At 33.4% G+C, this 19,686-nt stretch carries 17 protein-coding genes and 2 tRNA genes; 1 reads left to right on the top strand and 18 read right to left on the bottom strand.

Going from position 1 to position 19,686, the window contains the following annotated elements:
• Positions 1 to 103: 103 nt before the first annotated feature.
• From DNU06_RS04865 to DNU06_RS04845, 5 genes are all read right to left on the bottom strand, one after another.
• Positions 104 to 1,159, bottom strand: a complete 1,056-nt coding sequence (locus DNU06_RS04865; protein WP_146239153.1) for an endonuclease/exonuclease/phosphatase family protein — start codon at positions 1,157 to 1,159, stop codon at positions 104 to 106.
• 84 nt (positions 1,160 to 1,243) lie between these two features.
• A complete protein-coding gene (locus tag DNU06_RS04860; protein WP_111062102.1) occupies positions 1,244 to 2,134 on the bottom strand; it encodes an alpha/beta hydrolase fold domain-containing protein in 891 nt (296 codons plus the stop codon).
• A gap of 193 nt (positions 2,135 to 2,327) precedes the next feature.
• Positions 2,328 to 4,469, bottom strand: a complete 2,142-nt coding sequence (locus DNU06_RS04855) for a transglycosylase domain-containing protein (RefSeq protein ID WP_158526818.1) — start codon at positions 4,467 to 4,469, stop codon at positions 2,328 to 2,330.
• Positions 4,470 to 4,777: 308 nt separating this feature from the next.
• Positions 4,778 to 4,850 (bottom strand) — tRNA-Lys (locus DNU06_RS04850).
• A 471-nt stretch (positions 4,851 to 5,321) separates the two neighbouring features.
• Positions 5,322 to 5,394: transfer RNA gene (locus tag DNU06_RS04845), tRNA-Lys, on the bottom strand.
• Between the two features lie 130 nt (positions 5,395 to 5,524).
• On the opposite strand from DNU06_RS04845, the gene DNU06_RS04840 reads away from it, so the two are divergent.
• Entirely contained in the window at positions 5,525 to 6,070 is a 546-nt protein-coding gene (locus DNU06_RS04840) for a shikimate kinase (protein ID WP_111062100.1), read from the top strand.
• On the opposite strand, the gene DNU06_RS04835 is transcribed toward DNU06_RS04840, so the two are convergent.
• The 13 genes from DNU06_RS04835 to DNU06_RS04775 all read right to left on the bottom strand — a co-directional run bounded on the left by DNU06_RS04835 (position 6,039) and on the right by DNU06_RS04775 (position 19,595).
• Complete coding sequence (locus DNU06_RS04835; RefSeq protein WP_111062099.1) at positions 6,039 to 6,344, bottom strand: rhodanese-like domain-containing protein; 306 nt, start codon at positions 6,342 to 6,344, stop codon at positions 6,039 to 6,041. The two genes, DNU06_RS04840 and DNU06_RS04835, sit on opposite strands and share 32 nt — an antisense overlap.
• A gap of 199 nt (positions 6,345 to 6,543) precedes the next feature.
• Positions 6,544 to 7,098 carry a sugar transferase gene (locus DNU06_RS04830; protein WP_111062098.1) on the bottom strand — a complete coding sequence of 185 codons (555 nt, stop codon included), beginning with the start codon at positions 7,096 to 7,098 and terminating at the stop codon, positions 6,544 to 6,546.
• A gap of 4 nt (positions 7,099 to 7,102) precedes the next feature.
• Complete coding sequence (locus tag DNU06_RS04825; RefSeq protein ID WP_111062097.1) at positions 7,103 to 8,161, bottom strand: hypothetical protein; 1,059 nt, start codon at positions 8,159 to 8,161, stop codon at positions 7,103 to 7,105.
• 84 nt (positions 8,162 to 8,245) lie between these two features.
• Entirely contained in the window at positions 8,246 to 9,166 is a 921-nt protein-coding gene (locus DNU06_RS04820; RefSeq protein ID WP_111062096.1) for a GNAT family N-acetyltransferase, read from the bottom strand.
• Complete coding sequence (locus DNU06_RS04815; protein WP_146239152.1) at positions 9,159 to 9,974, bottom strand: 1-acyl-sn-glycerol-3-phosphate acyltransferase; 816 nt, start codon at positions 9,972 to 9,974, stop codon at positions 9,159 to 9,161. Before DNU06_RS04815 ends, DNU06_RS04820 begins: the two co-directional genes overlap by 8 nt.
• A gap of 106 nt (positions 9,975 to 10,080) precedes the next feature.
• Positions 10,081 to 11,706, bottom strand: a complete 1,626-nt coding sequence (gene pruA, locus DNU06_RS04810; protein ID WP_111062094.1) for an L-glutamate gamma-semialdehyde dehydrogenase — start codon at positions 11,704 to 11,706, stop codon at positions 10,081 to 10,083.
• Positions 11,707 to 11,794: 88 nt separating this feature from the next.
• A complete protein-coding gene (gene apaG, locus DNU06_RS04805) occupies positions 11,795 to 12,181 on the bottom strand; it encodes a Co2+/Mg2+ efflux protein ApaG (protein ID WP_111062093.1) in 387 nt (128 codons plus the stop codon).
• Positions 12,182 to 12,518: 337 nt separating this feature from the next.
• Positions 12,519 to 13,775, bottom strand: coding sequence for a POTRA domain-containing protein (locus tag DNU06_RS04800; RefSeq protein ID WP_111062092.1), 1,257 nt, complete (start codon positions 13,773 to 13,775; stop codon positions 12,519 to 12,521).
• Positions 13,775 to 15,340 carry a DUF547 domain-containing protein gene (locus DNU06_RS04795; protein WP_111062091.1) on the bottom strand — a complete coding sequence of 522 codons (1,566 nt, stop codon included), beginning with the start codon at positions 15,338 to 15,340 and terminating at the stop codon, positions 13,775 to 13,777. The genes DNU06_RS04800 and DNU06_RS04795 overlap by 1 nt, the downstream gene beginning before the upstream one ends.
• Positions 15,337 to 15,795, bottom strand: coding sequence for a DUF2141 domain-containing protein (locus tag DNU06_RS04790; protein WP_111062090.1), 459 nt, complete (start codon positions 15,793 to 15,795; stop codon positions 15,337 to 15,339). The genes DNU06_RS04795 and DNU06_RS04790 overlap by 4 nt, the downstream gene beginning before the upstream one ends.
• On the bottom strand, positions 15,779 to 17,266 hold the full coding sequence (locus DNU06_RS04785) for a cellulose synthase family protein (RefSeq protein ID WP_111062089.1): 1,488 nt from the start codon (positions 17,264 to 17,266) through the stop codon (positions 15,779 to 15,781). The genes DNU06_RS04790 and DNU06_RS04785 overlap by 17 nt, the downstream gene beginning before the upstream one ends.
• Before the next feature lie 43 nt (positions 17,267 to 17,309).
• A complete protein-coding gene (locus DNU06_RS04780) occupies positions 17,310 to 17,717 on the bottom strand; it encodes an acyl-CoA thioesterase (RefSeq protein ID WP_111062088.1) in 408 nt (135 codons plus the stop codon).
• A 3-nt stretch (positions 17,718 to 17,720) separates the two neighbouring features.
• Complete coding sequence (locus DNU06_RS04775) at positions 17,721 to 19,595, bottom strand: polysaccharide biosynthesis protein (RefSeq protein WP_199398989.1); 1,875 nt, start codon at positions 19,593 to 19,595, stop codon at positions 17,721 to 17,723.
• Positions 19,596 to 19,686 lie beyond the last annotated feature (91 nt).

Below are 19,686 nucleotides of genomic sequence, written 5' to 3'. Positions count from 1 at the left end.
TCTAGTGCCCAACAAAAATATTTCAGTAAGGTTAACAAATATAATGAATTGAATATTATTATGGTAACTCTCTTTGAATTTTATTTTTATTCTAACAATGGTCTTAATCTTCTGCTTTATGTGCTTTTTTTCCTGCTTTAATAATTCGATCTGCTTCTTTTTTTAACTTTTTTGAAGGTGTATGCTTACTATCTGCGTCTGGATTTGAAATATTAAATGCGGCATAAAAAGGTAAGTGATCTGATCCTATACTAGGTAGTGTGCCAATTTTATCTACATTAATCGCTTTGGAAACAAAAAGTAAATCTAAGGGAAATCGGAAAATCCAAGGTTTAACAGGAAAGGTTCCGTGAATTCCTCTGCCTAAACGTGCGTCTTTTAGTTTAGATATTTTGGCAAATACCTTAGCACTTTTCGACCAACAGACATTGTTAAAGTCGCCCGTTACGATACAGGGTAATTCTTGCTTAGCAATTAATTTACCTACTTGCATTAATTCCGCATCTTTCTGTTTGGCTGTAGGCTTTTCAGTCGGACTAGGTGGTGGTGGGTGAACCCCATAAAAAATGAATTCATTTTGATTTTTGTCGGCCAGTTTCACTTCAATGGCCGGTCTTTCGTCAGAAATAAAATAATGAACCTTACAGGCTATTATTTTTAAATTTGAATAAAAATGCATGCCATACCGGTTTTCCTTGGGTATCTTAAAGTTGTAAGCATACTTTTCTTCTATTTCATGCATTTCCTGCTCCCAGGTTTCATTGGTTTCCATGGTGAGTAGAATAGCTGGTTTCACTTTTTCAACCAGCTGAATAAGTGACTTGTAATTCTTGTTTTTTTGTAAAACATTTACACTTATTAATTTAATTTCGGCTTCGTTATTTGGACTTTTATCTGTAAACTTTCTAAATGGTAAATAAGGTGCTATGAAATATACTTGGGTAAGAATTGCTATTGCAAGTAGGGATAAAACAAATGTATTTAGTGTATTAAAATCTTTAAAGATAAAAAGACCAATAATGAATATTAAGGCTTGAATAAATACCATTTGAAGACGAATGAAGTCGAAAATTCTAAAGGACCAATGGCTGGATGGCAAGGAAGGAGCAAAACTAAAACTCGAAAAAATAATGGCGATAATGATGTATGTTGTAATCAAATTTTGATGGATTTAGACTTGTTTTATTTTTGAAACAAATCATTAAGCGATAAAAGGTAATAATTATCTCTTTTATTGGCGTAATTATTGGGCTTTTATTTCGTCAATTAAATCATGGAGTGTATGTGTTGCTTCCTTCATTAGGGGTAATAATGGCCAAATATGTGGCATATTTTTTCCTGCTATCACTTTCATGGGCACATTAGCATTTTTTAATTTTTGGACAGCCAATTGTTGATCGGGATAGGTAATGTCGTGCTCCGCTAGATATAATACTGTCTTAGGAAAGTGCTCAAAATTGCCGTACAAAGGAGAAATTATGGGATTTTTTAAATCGACTTCCATGGCACACATTTTTTTAGCGCTTAGTACGCCAGTTTTTGATAACATAGGGTCTGTTTTGTCTATTTTATCAATTTGTGGATTAGAAAATGAAGCATCCATTACTGGTGAAATTAATATGATTTTATTAGGGATGGCGTTTTGTTTTAGAATGAGTCGTTGTAAGAGACAGGCGATTAAGGTACCACCAACAGAATCACCGATTAAAGTAATGTCATGGGCTTGGTATTTTTCGAGTGACGCTTGGTAAACAGCATCTATGTTTGCGGATATTTCAATTATTTTATTTTCTGGTGCCTTAGGATAATCGCACATCCAAATGGTAAAATTAGTCTGTTTAGAAATTTTTTTAATTACTGCCCAATGGATTTGTGAGGGACCTGAAATAAATGCTCCTCCATGAATATAAAGTAATAATTTACCGTTCGATTTGTTGGTGCTAACCTCCGTAATACTCGTGTTACGAACCTTAAATGACTTGATTTTCTCCTTTTTAAAAAAAGAAGCTTTTGGATGGTGCACATCCTCATTTCTTAGTTTTTCATAGTTGATAGGGTCTTCACTAAATTCTTTTTTAAGTCCTTTTAGTTGTAATACCAAAAGTGTAAGATAATAGGATAAACTTTGCTTCATTTTCTTTTGTGCTTGTGCTGTTTTTAAAAGGGGGACTTCAAGGCAATTTGTTAAAGTTTGGTCTACGGGCTGAATTGGTTTAATGAAATATAGGCATTTACTGCTAAAGTGTTACCATTTTGTTTTTTTTATATCCTTAAATGTTACTTTTTTGTAAATATTAATGCCAATGATTAATGGTTTATGGAGTACTTTATTTTTGATTTGGCTTTTTAAATAGACGATTAAATAATCCTTTTATACCTTTTTCTTTATAAGCAGGGCATTCTAGTGAGGCGTATATTTCATCAGGAATAGTAAATGCAGTGAGGTATTGTTTTCTCAATTGTACATCTTTTTCAATGGCCAATAAAATAGTAGCAACAATAGGTAAAGCCAAAGAGGAACCAGCACCTTTTCCACTTTTAAAGTGAATATCATTTTTTGAATTCCCGACCCACGTACCCAATACAATACTGGGCGTATACGCAATAAACCACGCATTGGTATAATCTTGTGCGGTTCCTGTTTTACTCGCCAATTGACTTTTAATGTGGTAAGTATTTCTAATTTTTGAACCTGTACCTTGGGCCACTGCTTTTTGTAATATTGCAGTCAGAGTTTGGCAGGTAGCTGCTTTAAATATGCGTTCTGCTTTTTCTACCTTATTTTCATAAATGATGTGACCTGCTTTGTCCGTTATTTTACTGATTAAATGTAATTCATTCATGTTTCCTTGATTGGCAAAAGCACCATAAGCTCTAATTATTTCTAATAGAGAAAGGTCAAGCGTGCCCAGTGCAATAGACGGTGAATTATTGTCTATTGCAGGAAATTTTAACTTTTTACAAATATCGAGGAGTTGTTTCTCTTCCAGTTTGAAAAATAAATCAATAGTAGGTAAATTCATGGAATGAATCAAGGCATTCCATAAAGCAACTTTTTGGTCGGGTGTGGAACTATGGTCTGCATTACTTGGGCGCCAATTATCGTATGCTGGATAATTTTTTTCTTCGTTTTCGAGATAATCACAAGCTGAAAATCCATTTTCCAAAGCCGTTGCGTATAAAATAGGTTTAAAAGCTGAAGCGATTTGACGGTGAGATAGCACCATATCAAAAGGGAGTGCTCTGAAATTATTTCCGCCAACCCAAGTGATGACGGCACCAGTTTTGGGATGTGTAATGAGTACAGATGCGTTGAGCATTTTGGCATAGTGCCATAAACTGTCAAATTTATTCCCCTGAATGGTTTGTGTACTATCCCAATCGAATAATGATAGCTGCCTCTTTTTTTGGTCAGCTGCTAACTGCACAGAAGCGCTTTCTTGTTTTTTTAACCATTTGGCCTTTAAATTATTGGATCTAAGCTCTCTTTCTAGTTGCTTTTGTTTGATCATCAATTGGGCTTGCGCAGCTTTTTCTGCAATAACTTGAATTTTATAATTTAAGGTGGTATGAATTTTTAATCCATCTGTTTCCAGATTGTAATTTTTGTCAGACTCTTCATTGATTTCCGCTAAAATCTCTGCTGTTTTTTGCTTGACCTGGTAGACAAAATATCCAGCTGTAGTTTTTAAATTTAAGTTTTCATAATCTAATATTAATGGCAGTTTTTGTAGACTGTCATTGGCCTTGTCACTTAAGTAAGTTTGATTATTCATGAGTTGAAGTACTGTATTTCTTCGCTGCAATGCATTTTTTGGATGCATTCTAGGGTTGTATTTTGTGTTTGCTTTCAACATGCCCACTAATACAGCTGCCTCTTCTATTTTTAATTCATTTACCGACTTATTAAAAAAACGATTAGCGGCTGACTCTATACCATATATGTTTTCACCAAAAGGGACCGAATTAAAGTATAATAGTAAAATCTCATCTTTTGCGTAAATTTCTTCTAATCGTTTTGCCGTGATTACTTCCTTGATTTTATGGATAGGTAAACTTAAAACGCCATTATAATTTCTTCCAAAAAGATTTTTGATCAATTGCTGGGTAATGGTACTACCACCACCACCTGATTTGTCGCCTAGTAAAATACTCTTAAATAATACCCTTAAATAACTGCGACTGTCATAACCAATGTGCTCGTAAAACCTTTTGTCCTCAGTTGCAATTAGCGCCTCTTTTAAATGTTGTGGAAGTTGCGATAACTTGACATTGGTCCTATTTTCAGCGAAAATCTTTCCGATAATGACATCATCTTCAGAATAAACTAATGCCGCTTCTTCGTTAATAATGCCCGATAATTGTGCCTTGTTGGGTAGGGGACCAAAAAAGTTAAAGTAGACCAATGCAAATAATGCTACGAGCATACCGATTCCCAGAACGACTAGAATTGTTAAATATTTGAACATGCGAAATAGGAATTTTCTTTTCTTGAATTTGAGGTATCTCGCTTTTAGTTTTAACATGTATTGAATGTCCTTTTTATAAAGTCAGGTAAAGTTAAACATTAAAATAGTTCAATTATTTTAAATGGGAAGTGATTTGTTGAAAGGAGGTGGATTGCTAGGGCAGGCGAAATGTTAAAGGGGAATGTACGTTGTCTTGGTTTTTAAAGCTCCTTCAGGAAATTTATTATAGCTATCTGGCGCTCGCCACCTATAAATTTTAGGGCAAAAAAAAACATCAATCGTTAAATTGATGTTTCGTTTTTTATTTGTGACCTGGCTGGGGCTCGAACCCAGGACCCTCTCCTTAAAAGGGAGATGCTCTACCAACTGAGCTACCAGATCTTCCAGCAATCGTTTCCGTTTGCGGGTGCAAATATATATACTTTTTTATTAATGACAAAGTCAGACTTGAACTTTATGCAAAAAAAAATCATGAGGGGAGGTTGTCATTCTAAATACTGCATGTTTTCACTTGTTGGTAACAGGCTAATGCAGTTCCATATGGGGGCGTTCATGCGGTCGAAATAATTTATGTTTTAGGCAATAAAAAAAAGGAAGAATAGGCTTGTAAAATATTGTGTGAAGTAATTGTTAAATGGCTTTGAATATTTATTCCTTTTCCCGAAGTAAAGTTAGGACATAAAACTCTCTCCTTACCAGTCTTGCTTACTGAAGGTTGGTAAAGGTAATTTGTAAAATCCTTCGATTGCTATTGGTTTCAATGCAATTCGCGCAAGACATTCCCGATAGCTATTCCTTAAATAGTTTATTGCAAAAAAAAACATCAATCGTTAAATTGATGTTTTGTTTTTGTGACCTGGCTGGGGCTCGAACCCAGGACCCTCTCCTTAAAAGGGAGATGCTCTACCAACTGAGCTACCAGATCTTCCAGCAATCGTTTCCGTTTGCGGGTGCAAATATATATACTTATTTGTTAAAGGCAAAATTATATTTGAATTAATTTATGTTTTTTTTGGGGACCTAAATAAAAGTTGGATTAATCCTTATATTTGGGCATGAATATTTTTTTAATTGGCTTTATGGGAACCGGGAAATCTAGTCTCGGGAAAAAGCTAGCCAAGCGATTAAACATGCATTTTATAGACTCCGATCAGGCCATAGAATTAGATAGTCAATTATCTATACCCGAAATATTTAGTCAACAAGGAGAAGCAGGGTTTAGAACCTTAGAACACGTTTGGTTAGAAAAAGTAGAAGATCAAAATGCAGTTATTGCACTCGGAGGAGGTACACCTTGTTTTATGGATAACATGGCCCTTATCCAAGAAAAGGGGATTTCTATTCATTTGGTGCTCTCGATAGGGAATATTACCAATAGATTATGGGAGGCTAAAACACCCCGTCCCTTATTAAAGCCATACCTAAACAATAAAGAAGCCTTGGCTACATTCATTAGTAAAAGTATGGCTCAAAGGCTTCCTTTTTACAGAGGTGCTGATATTACTTTTGAAGCAAGTAATATGAAAGCGGTTAAATTAGACCTTTTGGTAAAAATGATTGAAGATCAAATTAATTTAAAGAACGCCAAGATCCACCATTAACGGCTTCAATTCCAGCATTTTTTAATTTACTTGTCGCCATGCCACTTCTTGCTCCTGAAGCACAACATAAAATTACTGGTTTGTTCATTTTTTTAATTGCATTAATCTCTTTGTCAATTCTGTCACCAGGTATGTTTTTAGATCCTTTTACATGACCAGATTTATATTCTTGTGGTGTTCTTACATCAATGATAATTCCACCTCTTTGAATCATGTCAATAATTAAATCTTGTTTTTTTTCTTTGTTGCCAAAAAGGCTTGATAATAATCCCATGGTTTGTTTTTTTTTGTAAAGTTAAGGCTTTAATGTAAGTTGAAATGTAATATTTCTCACCATTGCATTTTTTCAACTTAGGTTTGCTGTCGTTTCTTTACCCCAGTTTGACCAAAGATGTTTTGGTTTTAAGATGAAAGTAAAATAGTTAATGCGACATGATTCAAGGTCGTCTTATCTTTTTATGTATAGCACAGTATTAGCTTCTACGATTCCTATTTTTATGCATTAATTGTTGGCTATTTTTCTTTCCAATGAAAGGAATGAATGTACTGGCAATAATTATTTTAAAATTTAATTTTACACTTTGATGCTTAATATAATACTTGTCCCAAAACAAAGATGCTTTTTTATGAAAAAGAGGCGAGAGTTGTGCTAGACCCGTTAATCCTGGCTTTACTTGCCATCTAAAGCGATAATAATTACCATCCCAATTCAGTCTCATGATGTCTGAATAAGTTAAAGGTCGGGGCCCCACAAACACCATATCTCCTTTTATGATGTTGATGAGTTGGGGGATTTCATCTATGCCAGTTTTTCTCAATCCACCACCAAATAAAACTACTTGTTGATTCAACATGGTTTTAAATTTGAATATCTTAAAAGAAGTTTTATGTATGCCAATTCGCTCTTGTATAAAAAAGGGCGATTCTTTTAAACTTAGCCATAAAAGCAAGGTGATGACAACCAGAAATGGAGAAAGTAGGATGAGTATGGTAAATGCAAAAAAACTATTCAAAAACCACTTCAACATTCAATTAATAACAATAGAAAAATTTACTAGTATGACTAGGATCTGTGGAGCAAAATTTTAATTGATTTGTATAGGTTCCGGTACAAAGTTCTTCGATAGAGCCTGGTAATAAAGGCATATTTGTTCTACTTTCTAATACCCTACTTGAGAAAAGGCCTAAACCATTGTTAATGTTAGTAAATAAAGAGGTCGTTTGCGATAAGCTAGAATTTGGTTCTCCGACAGAAATGTATTTCATTAAATCTACATGTCCTACTTCTGTCACAACTCCTATGTCAATCATTTGGCGACTGGTAACATTTTCATTTTCTTGAATACTTGCCGCCATAAATTGATAAAAACCTTCTCCCGAAAAGGAGACTTGTGCGGAGGCGTCTGGAGAAGCAGGGTTAACGTCACTTTCTGATTTACCATTATTGGAAGTCGCCGACCAAACCAATTGTTTTACAGCAGAGGTATTATCGCTATAGAACTCTCTGTAATTAATGTATAACCTCGTCTGATAGCCAGTTGCATTATATGCCTCACTATAACGAATAAATAAGTTTGAATAACTACCACTACCATTCGCAAAGGTAATTTTACTTTGATTTAAAAAATTGCTATTGTATTCAAAACCATCTACCAGCGAAGTGGTTGCGTCCGCACTATACGCGCCTTCATTAAAAATTGCTTCCAATTTGTAATCATAATCTTCCACTAAGTTCGCCTCATGAAAAATGTATACTTTTTGGCTTGGATAATAAAAGACACCTTCTTCTTTGTTTAGAATAGTTGTATCGTATAAACTCCATTCTCTACCAGTTTTAACACCATTGTTCAATTCAATTATTTTAGCGTCCACTTGTTTAAAATAGCTTGAATCTGGCACTTTAGCAAAGTCGTAATTATTGCCATCTCCTAAAAATGTTTTGGTAATTTTTATGTAATGAATGGTATCATTTGGATCTAATAATCCAAAAATAATAGGGGTAGTAGTATAGTCAGCATTTAAACTTAATTTATTGTCACAACTACTAGCAGCGACCATAAATAAGGCTATAATAAATAAGTTTTTCAACATTGATGCGTGTTTTGTACAAATATAAACATTCAATTGGAAGATGATAAACCATATAATAAGTAATCCCCTCCTTTTGTCATATTATTAATAATCGAGGTGACGTTCCTTCTTTTTATCAAAAATATCATCAATCGTTACTAAAATTGCTGTTTCATCCACGGCACCAAAATCATTATTGACTGCTGTTCCAAAAGTTTTCATGGTGGCAGATAGTCCCATATAGTTGTTGATGAGAGGTGGTATTTTGGCATCACAAGCTCTAATTTCTGCCTGGAGTAATTTATAGCCAACATTAAATGGTTTCCCCTCGATTAGACTTAAAATTCTTCGGTTTTTTATATCGATATCTAAGGTTTGCTTTGGCCATACTAATTTGTCATTGTCCGGAAAATAATAGTGCATAAAAGATAAAATCATGGATTTTGCCAATGCAGGATAAGACTGATACATGGTTACTTTTCCAAAATAGTATCTAATCTTTGGGTTTTCTACTACAATTGCGCCTAGTCCATCCCATAAGTTATCTAGGGAAAATAATCCTTTTCTTGAATTTGCAGGCTGAAAGTTGGGTTGTATCCAAGACCGACCTAATTCGACGGTATATGGGAGGTAATCCGCAATAAATTGCGGTGAAAAATTAAAATAATGTAGGGTAGATAAATCAATGTTACCAGATTTAACGAGTTTTGCACAATTCATAAAGCGGTACCCGCCTACAATTTCTTCTTCTTCTGGTGCCCATACAATCAGTTGTTCGTAAGGAAGTTCCCCCAAGTCGTAATCGTCAATATCTACAGGTTTTCCTGTACCTCCACCTGCACTTGCAAAAGTAAGCTCCCTAAGTCTGCCTATTTCTTGCATTACATTAGGTGCATTTAAATGGGTAATGATATAAATTTCATTATCGAGTTTATTTGTGTTTCTTACAAATTTATCTCTTGTCAATTCTGCTTTGAGCAAAGATTTTTCAATTGGCGGAATGATATAACTGAGGTCTTTATTCATTTTTTAAGGTGTAAACTTTATTTTTAACGTACGCAGCCCATTCTAGGTCGGTTTTACTTTTATCGAATGTATGAAAAGGAATGGATTTCCCAAAATATAATGGATATGTTTTATTTTTTTGTTTGAATAGTTCGTTTACCAAATACAACATTTCTATATTGGTTTTTAATCCTATTCTCTCCCTAAAGTTAGCTAAATTGTAGAAAAAGTCAGACAGTTCACCATCTAAAAATACCGGAATTACGTCTTTTTTAAATTTTCTAGAGCGACTAATAAATGTTTTTTTCCAGACTAAATCTTTGACTTTGTTCTTTTTTTTCCGACTGACTAAGCCGGCAGGGAAAACAAAAATACCTTGCTCTTTTTCAAATTCTTGATTAAAAGCTGTAATACTTTCTTTTGAGTTTGACCCCAATTTATTTACGCCTATGAATAAATTTTGCAATGGTTTTAAATTTAATAGTACATCATTTACCACAAATTTAAAATCGGTCCTAATGGGCTGCATTTCTTGTACTATGGCTAATGCATCCATACCGCCTAAAGGATGGTTTGCGGCAAATATTTGACCACCACTACGGGGAATATTTTCCAATCCATGGACATCTATTTTAATGTTAAATTGCTGCAATACGTAGGTGCAAAACTCAAATCCATCTAAGTTTTCGGTCGCGTTAATAATTTCGTTGATTTCCTTTTGATGCAGAATTTTTTTGAGATAATTTAATAAAAAATTAGGGAGCCATTTTTTTAAACGAGGATTACGATCGTTAATAATTTTATCTAGGTCAATAAATTTATCTGACATATGAATTAAAGTTAAAAAATATTCGTAATTAAGAATGGGTTTATAAAAAATTAAAGACAAAAAAAATCCCTGTAAATTTAATTACAGGGATTAAAATTAAGTTTAATTATCCTAAAAATTCATACTTATAGTCCGTTGCTGGTACAAAAGTTTCCTTAATAGTTCTTGCAGAAACAAATCTTAATAGATTCATATATGATCCTGCTTTATCATTAGTTCCTGATTTACGAGCACCTCCAAATGGTTGTTGTCCCACAACTGCACCTGTCGGTTTGTCGTTAATGTAGAAGTTTCCAGCTGCATTTTCTAACATTTTAAAAGCGGTATCAATAGCATATCTTTCTACTGCAAAAATTGCTCCTGTTAATGCGTATTCTGAAGTCTCATCTAATAACTTCAATGTTTTTTCGTAGTCATTTTCTGGATATACATAAATGGTCATTACTGGTCCAAAAATTTCTTCACACATGGTTTTGAATTTTGGATCTTCTGTTACGATAACCGTAGGTTCAATAAAGTAACCTTTAGATTTATCATAACCACCTCCAATTAAAAAAGTAGCATCTTTACTTTCTTTTACGTAATCAATAAATCCTGCAATTTTATCAAAAGCACGCTCATCAATTACAGCATTCACAAAGTTACTAGTGTCACCAGGAGATCCCATTTTAAAGGAAGATACTTGTTCTTTTACCAAGGCTAAAATAGCTTCCGACTTATTAGAAGGAATGTAAGCTCTTGAAGCTGCAGAACATTTTTGTCCTTGGAATTCAAAAGCACCTCTTGAAATGCCAGTTGCTACATCTGCTACATTTGCAGATTTATGCGCAATGATAAAATCTTTACCACCAGTTTCACCTACAATTCTTGGGTATGTTTTATAAGTAGATAAATTAGTCCCAATTTCTTTCCATAAATGTTGGAATACACCTGTAGAACCTGTAAAATGTAAAGCTGCAAAATCAGGGTGTTTAAAAACAACATCTCCTGCATCAGGTCCATCTACAGTAACCATATTGATTACACCATCTGGTAAGCCAGCTTCTTTAAATAATTCCATGATTACTTTTGCAGAGTATACTTGAGATTCTGCCGGCTTCCATACTACAACATTTCCCATCATTGCTGGTGCTGCACATAAATTTGCACAAATAGAAGTAAAGTTAAAAGGACTAATTGCAAACACAAACCCTTCTAAAGGTCTATATTCTAATCTGTTCCACATACTAGGGTTAGATCCTGGTTGGTCTTTATATATTTGGTGCATATAAGCCACATTGAACCTAAAAAAGTCAATTAATTCGCATGCTGCATCAATTTCGGCTTGCATTACATTTTTAGATTGTGCTAACATGGTAGCCGCGTTCATCTTTGCTCTAAAAGGCCCTGCTAATAAATCAGCTGCTCTTAAAAAAATTGCTGCTCTTTGTTCCCATGCCAAACTTGCCCATTTTTCTCTTGCTGCTAAAGCTGCATCAATGGCATCATTTACATGTTGCTTTGTCCCCATATTAAATTCACCTAAAATATGTTGGTGATCGTGTGGGGGCGACATTTTAACTTTATTGTTTGTCTCAACTAATTGATCACCAATATACATAGGTACATTAATGGTTTGGTTTAACATGTTGTTATAAGTTGCTAAAAGTTCCTTTCTTTCTGAACTGTCTTTTGAATAGCCTTTTACCGGTTCGTTAACTGGTGTAGGCGGTGTATAAATTGCGTTAGACATAGTGTATCTTAAATTTTAAAGTACACAAAAGTAACTAAAAATAATGGGAATATAAAATGATATTGGGGTACTAAACTTAAGGATTAAGTTAGTTTAACTTAGGCTTGGCAATTAATTCAAATCTTGGAATAGCTACTTTAAAAGTCTCATTGGTATCTACCCTTAAAAAAGTATAATTTCCTTTCATGTAACCAATTTCACTGAATAAATCACAACCACTTACATACACATGCTTTTGCCCTGGTTTAATAATTGGTTGTTCACCAACCACACCATCTCCGTCAATAATTTTTACAGGATTCAAAGAGTCAAATATATGCCAATGTCTTTTGATTAATTGGATGTCAAACATGTTGGTGTTTTCAATTACAATTCTGTAATTGAAAAAGTAAATATTATTTTCAATGTTAGACAAGTCTTTTCTGAAAATACTCTCTACACTAATTTTTACGCCATATGTTAATCCAGTGATCATGCTAAACAAATATATAAAATTATTCTAAAACAAAAAATATCTTTTTTTATAAAACGCTTAAACTCAACGTTTGGTTGGGTTTACCTCGCTTATTTTTTTTTATACAAGGCTAAATTAGTATTGAAAATGAAGAATTTACAGGGCTAAATGTATGCTAATTCCTCTTTATTATTTTTTTCAATGGTATTGTTTTGGCCTTTTTTTTATTGTTTCAGGCGTTATACGCTAACGCAATAATTAAAAATAATTATGTTGCAAAAACAATGCCCTAAAGTGAGTAATCATTCTTTTTTCGATAAAATTATTTTTTAAAGCCCATAAAAGGCGAAGCGATAGGTTAGAAAAACTGTCCCATTCCAAATGAAAAACCATTAGATCCCATTTTGTGAATGCCAATTCCGTAATCCAACCTAAAAATAGTTTTATAGTATTTTTTAGTGTGTAATCGCAAGCCAAAACCAACTTGTGCTTTTGTTTCTTTTAATGAAAATAGCATGGCTATTTTTTCACCAGCAGCTCTTAAGGTACCGGCATCTAGAAATACATTACTTTGTAAAATTAAGATTTTATTTTGGTAAATAGTATGCTTATATTCAAGGTTAATAAAATGGATACCTGTTCCACGTTCTATTCTGTTTCCAATGCCTCTAATGTTTAAAAAACCATCTAATACAAAAGGGGTAAAAGGACTTACTTTATTGGTAGACAAGCCAAACACATGTCGGTACGATAAATTACCCTTTTTATGGATAAGAAAATGCTGTACGGTACTTAATTTGACTAAAAAAAAGGATGCCATTGGCTCGTTTTTTGTTTGAATAGTTTCGGTATATAAGGTGCTTTTGATGCCGGAAATTCTTTCATATAAGTAATTAATTTTTTTGAAATGGATACCGCTATTAATTCTGAATTTAAAAAAAGTAAAATCACGCTGTACAAGTGGAATTTCCACTGAATCTAATTGCCGGTACTTTTCATACATAGGCGTAAAACCTAGGTCGACATGGTAGTTTTTATTAAGCCAATATTTTGCATTGAGCCACAATGCATAATTGTCATAATTAAAGAATGATTTTTTTGCTTTAAAATACAAAGGCTCTATGGTACTATATTTACTAAAGACTATGTTATGGCCAAAATTTGAATGTAAATATTTGGGGGTATTGTGGTAAAAAGAAAAGGAATGCCGGTCGTAATATTGGTACCAAGCACCAATGGTTTTTCCTTCTCCTTTATAATTGATATTATTTAAACCAGCTTCTAGTTTGAATATATCTTTAAACCCGCCAATAAGGAGTATTGGAAATATGTAGTTTGCTTCCTCAATGATAAAAGTAAGGCGATAATTTTTACTAGAATCTTCTAGCAAGGTCAGCTTACTTTCCACCTTAAAAAATAAATTTAGATTACGTAACTGCTGGACATCCTTTTCAATGATTACGGAGTCTATTGGCATTCCCGCTTTGCATTGAATGTGTGTGTGTAAAAAAAAAGGTTTTGTCTTTGTTAGTCCCTCAAAATCTATATCTTCTATTTTTTGTGCAAGGATATTGTGCCCGAAAAATATACAAAGAAAAAGGAGCGTTGTTTTCATTATGGCGATATAAATTTAATACCAATATTAAAGGTATTTCCTAGTCCATTATTTACGCCTCGCCAAAAATTAGTGTAGAGCAATTCAATATTCATTTGCTTGCTCACTTGATATTTAAATCCAAGACCCGAGGCCGTGTAATTTGCGGGGATTACCCAGTCCGTAGCTACTTCAGGTTTAATGTTGTAGGTTAGTCTTGGTACATGTTGTGACATGACATAAAGCGTGATTTTTGGTTTAGGAAAATAGCTTAAAAACACACTCAAAGGTAAGTCCAACATAGTGATTTGTTCCTTGTATTTTTTCAATCTAAATAGTAAATCAAATTCTGTAAATAATTGCACCTTGTCCCAAGTTTTTGAGTAATAGAATTGATTCCACCAAGTTATTCTATCCCAGTCGGCCCAAAATAAATTGGTTGTTCCTTCTGCGTTTTTGATGGTTGGAATTTGTACGGTAGATTGTAGGGTGAATTCAGGAGAATTTTTAAAAGGTTGCGCTTTGAATCTCAGTCCTACATTGGTTAAACCAACTCTTGAAGTGGATGTGTTTTTAAATTTAAATGCTTCAGAAATTCCAGAAAAGTTCCCACTGTTAGCTATTTCTCCGGAATACTTAAAGTTAAGATCAATCCCTAAATTAATTCTTTTGTTGTTGGATACCCCATAGGTTATTTGCGCCAAGTGGGTGACAAAAGTTCCTCTGTAATTATTAAAATCAGTACCTGCAAAATTTTTTGCCGATTCGGTATATAAAGTATTAAAAAGAGTAATGTCGTATTGGTGTTTTCTGAGCAAACTGCCTGCTGTAAATGTTTGTAAATTGGTAGTAGAAGAAGGTATGTCTGTTGCTTTACTTTTGAAGACATCTGTGCCGTTTAATTTCCAGTTATAAGGGTAATAATCCAATTTTGTATCGGATGGGATAGGGCTGTCAATATAGGTGTTGATAAAACCTATTACTTTTTGTTGATTACCACCAAAATCGGAGATATACCATTTAAAAATTTGGGACAGGGAAATTTTTTTACTGGCGACATCATATTGTATAAAGTTGGAATTGATCGCTGTTTTGGTTTGTAGATCTAGCAGTTCATCTATGTTTTCAGCGGTAAAAACATTTTTTGTGATAGGCGGACAACCAATAGCGCCGCATACTAAGACAAAGTGGAGGCGAGGGTCAGGAAATTGCTGCAATAAATATTTTTTTTCTAAGGTATTTAAACTGATCATTTTTTGCGCTAAAACAAAATGAGGGTCATCAAAAAAATTAGCTACATTTTGAACGGATGGCGTAGGATAGTTTTCTACTATTCCTGCAATGACAAAAATATTGTATGCATTAATTAAGTAGGCTTTCTTTCCTACTTCTGGAATGGGGTTTAAAGCATAGGCATTTAATAATTGATCTAATGCCAATGGGTTCTCTACCAAATTGGCATAGTTTACTTTGCCACCTACTATATTTTGTTGGTATAAGGTTTTAATTTTTTGCTCTGTGGGAGTTTGACCATTTGAAAGAAATGAAAACAGCAGTATTCCATATAGTAGAATTAATTTTATCATAAAAAATATTGTAATTCGATTTGTAAACTTCCTTCTTGCAAGAAGCTAAATAATAAAGCGTTAAATTCAGGCATGGAAACGAAGGGTTTGACGTTATTGGAGAAACCAAAACCTTCGGTAGGCAGACCTAAAAAACGGTCTAAATCTTTGTTGCTATTTTCATCATCAATTACAGTAATGGCATAGGCGTTATAAAAATCTACATCTTTAATAACGGCAGTTAAATGGCCATTTTTCATGCTTTCTTTGGTTACTTTATAATGTTTGTAAGGTGCTTTTGGGTATTGGTTAGGATAGTTATATAAAAAGATGTAGAGGCAACCATCCTTATTTCTGATTTTACTTAAATTCAAATATAAATTTGCTTGATTATTCTGTGTAATACGTTTATTCGTAAATGAAAAAGTACAACTGATTAGACTGAAAAAAAGAATAAATTTAAGCAGTCTTTTCATAGATGATTTTTTTTTTCGTCGATCTATTTAAGTGAAGGATTGAATTAAAGAAAACAAAGCCATACCCAAAAATCAAAAAGATTAAAAATGGAATCATAGCGTAATCGGCATAATCGAAGGCGATTTTTAAACTAAATATAAAATAGATTAATAAAACTCCTTCTAAATAAGTAACTGGACTCATTTTTTTTACACGATATAAATTGTTTTCATAGCCGCTTTCAAGTACAGCTGCGTTATATTTTGGGGTACGTACAAATGGGGTTTTTCTTCCCATATATCCTTCTATCACAGCAATAGAATTATGTAAAGAAAGGCCCATGGAAATGGCTAAAAAACTAAAGAAATTGATAAAGAAATGTCCGATTGATTTATGCGAGTTTTTTCGAAAAGAAGTGTAATAGAATAAGCCTAAAATAAGCCAACTTACCATAAAAATACTGCTGATTTGAATGATGATCGTATTGTCTAAATTTTGTTTCGCAAAAATTACCGGTAAGCTGATGAGGCCCATAAAAAATATTAATAAGAATACGGAGCTATTGAGCAAATGGAAAAGGGCATGTACTTTGGTCGATAATTTCGTGTCTTTTGAATGTAAAACACGACTAAAGTTTTTCTTAAAACATTCGGCTGCACCTTTTGTCCACCTGTATTGTTGTGCTTTTAAAGCATTTATTTCAATGGGTAATTCTGAAGGGGATTCTACATCCTCTAGATAAACAAATTGCCATTTTTTCAATTGCGCGCGATAGCTTAAATCTAAGTCTTCGGTTAAAGTATCCGCTTCCCAACCACCGGCATCCATAATACATGATTTGCGCCAAACACCTGCAGTGCCATTAAAGTTTATAAAGTGATTTTTTTCGCTTCTTCCTACTTGCTCAATACTAAAATGTGCATTTAATCCAAAAGCTTGTAGTTGTGTTAAAAAGGAATAATCAGGATTCGTATATCCCCATTTTGTTTGTACTACACCAATATTTTTTTTGTTAAAATGAGGAATGGTTTGCATTAAAAAATTAGGATGCGGCTGAAAATCGGCATCAAAAATGGCAATAAATTCCCCTTTACAAATGGCGGTACCATGTTTTAATGCGCCAGCTTTATAGCCAGTTCTTTCGGCTCTTGTTATTTGCTCTATATTAAAACCAAGTGCTTGGTAGTGTTTTACTTTATTGGCGATAATTTCCAGCGTGCCATCTGTAGAGTCATCTAAGACTTGAATTTCTAATTTATCTTTAGGATAGTCAAATTGACAAACGGCATCAATCAAGGCCTCAATTACATAAAACTCATTGTAAACAGGTAATTGAACGGTTACAATAGGTAAATCAGTCAGTTTTTCAGGACTTGGTTTCGTTTTTTTTTGTGCTTTCTTATAATTTAAAACCAAGTTTAATTGTATCAAACTATATAAGAAGATAAATCCCATACACAGGGTAAATACAAGTATTATAATAAAACTCATTAACTAATTATTTAGGTATATAGACGTATCTTTATTTAAAAGCTTACACAGTCAATCTGTTTTTTTCAAGAACCGTTTTTACCTTTTCAGGTACAGCAATCGTTTTTTGTTGGGTAAAGTCAAAACAAACCAGCACAGACTCACCGTATGATTTTAATACTTTTTCTCCTTTATGGATTGCGTAAACATGGTAAGCCAATGTAAAACTGGAATTACCAACCGTTAAACAACTCACTTCAACTTCACAATGGTCTTCAAGAAATAACGGGATTTTGTAGTCAATAACATTTCTTGCCAAAATAATTCCTTCCTTCTTCCAGTCCCAGTCAGGTAAACATTGTGTAAAAAAGTTTATTCTTGCGGTTTCAAAATACTGAAAATAGGTTGCATTATTAACATGTTGTAACATGTCACAATCAGAGAATCGTATTTGTATTTTTGTACTTACCATGGTTTAATCTAGTTTTGCGTAAATGGAATTATTACTTTTAAATTCGGGGACAAGTTCTTTCATTGTCTTTACAATTTCAACATTATCTTGCTCTTCAAATTTATTGATCAATGCTTGAATCTTTAAACTTACCTTGTCAAATTCATAACTTCTTACTTCGGCTTTTAATATTTGGGAGTGGTGTGTAGGCATTGTATTTTCCTCCGTCGCCAATAATTCTTCAAATAATTTTTCACCTGGTCTTAGTCCTGTAATTTTTATTTCAATATCTTTTCCTACTTGTAAACCACTTAATTTGATCATTTTTAAAGCCAAGTCATAAATTTTAACACTTTCTCCCATGTCAAACACAAAAATTTCACCTCCAGCTCCCATATTACAAGCTTCTAAAACTAGTTGACAAGCTTCAGGAATGGTCATAAAATAACGGGTAATGTTTCTATGGGTGACAGTTAATGGGCCGCCGGCTTCAATTTGTTTTTTAAATAAAGGTATAACCGACCCGTTACTTCCCAAAACATTTCCAAATCGAGTTGTAATAAACTTTGTTTTACCCAGATTGTTGGCAGATTGTCCATAAATTTCAGCAATTCTTTTAGAACAGCCCATGACGTTAGTTGGATTTACCGCCTTATCTGTCGAGATGAGTACAAATTTTTCAGTATTAAATTCAATGGCCAAATCAATTAAGTTTTTTGATCCCTGAATATTAGTTAAAATGGCTTCCGAAGGGTTTTCTTCCATCAATGGAACGTGCTTATAAGCTGCTGCATGAAAAATTATTTCAGGTTTAAAGTAGTCGAAGGTTCTTTTCAACCGGTCTAAATTTCTTATGTCACCAACCACCGTTTCCGTTAAATGAATTTTCCCTTTTTCCTTCAGTTCATTTTCAAGATTATACAAAGGGGATTCTGCTTGATCGAAAAGGATAATTTTTTGAGGGACATATTCTGTAAGTTGTCGCACAATTTCACTGCCAATACTTCCTGCAGCTCCAGTGACTAAAATAACCTTATTGCTATATTCATCAAATAGGTTGTCTTTATTTAGTTTAATTGGTGCTCTCCCCAATAGATCTTCAATGTTAATCGGTTTTATTTGTCCTGTAGAGAACTCCCCATTAATCCATGTTTTGGGATCAGGTACATTTAACACTTCCACATCATTGTCAATACAGATTCGAATGATTTCTCTTTTGTGCTTACCGTCAATATTTTTAATGGCAATAATTAATTTTTTAATTTCTAATTCTTTTATTAGTGCTGGTAGTTTAGCGGAGTCATGTATTTTACAACCTTCTAATGATTTACCTATTAATTTCGGATTGTCATCTATAAACGCTACTACTTTTCCATCAATTCGAGCTTCTTTTTCTAAAGTATGTTTGGTGATAACACCATAAATTCCAGCGCCAAAAATAAGGGTAGGGGTGTCGCCTTTTGATTTTTTTAATCCTTCTAAATAAATTAATTTTACACTGATTCTAAAAACCATGAGCATAAAAATGGAAATAAAAAACTCCATGATAATAATGGACAGTGGAAATAAGAAGTTGGAGTGGAGAACAAAGTTTTTGATCATGGAGATCACAATAATGGTAAATGTTCCTGCGCCTATGGCAAATACCACTCTTTTTCCATCTTGCGTACTGGTATGACGGATGACACCTTGGTATGTTTTAAAATAATAAAATCCAGCTGCTCTAATAATCAAATAAAAAGGTAAGCCCGATAAAAAAATATCATATTCATTAGTAAATTGAAAATTTTTCGATTCAAACCTTATGGCATAAGCCAATAGAAGGGATGTGAATGCAATACCTATATCAAATAGGAATATAAACCAACGAGGTGTATTTTGAGTAGGTAGTTTTATCACAATACAAATTTAAATGAATTATTTTAATAAATTGATTAATCAAAAAAAGATACTCCTTCGAATTTAGGAATGTAAAAAGACCAACTTAATA

The organism is Putridiphycobacter roseus (genome assembly GCF_003234935.1).
Classification (GTDB): Bacteria; Bacteroidota; Bacteroidia; order Flavobacteriales_D; family Crocinitomicaceae; genus Putridiphycobacter; species Putridiphycobacter roseus.
Note: the sequence above shows the minus strand (reverse complement) of the source record. Positions and strands in the feature narration are given on the sequence as shown.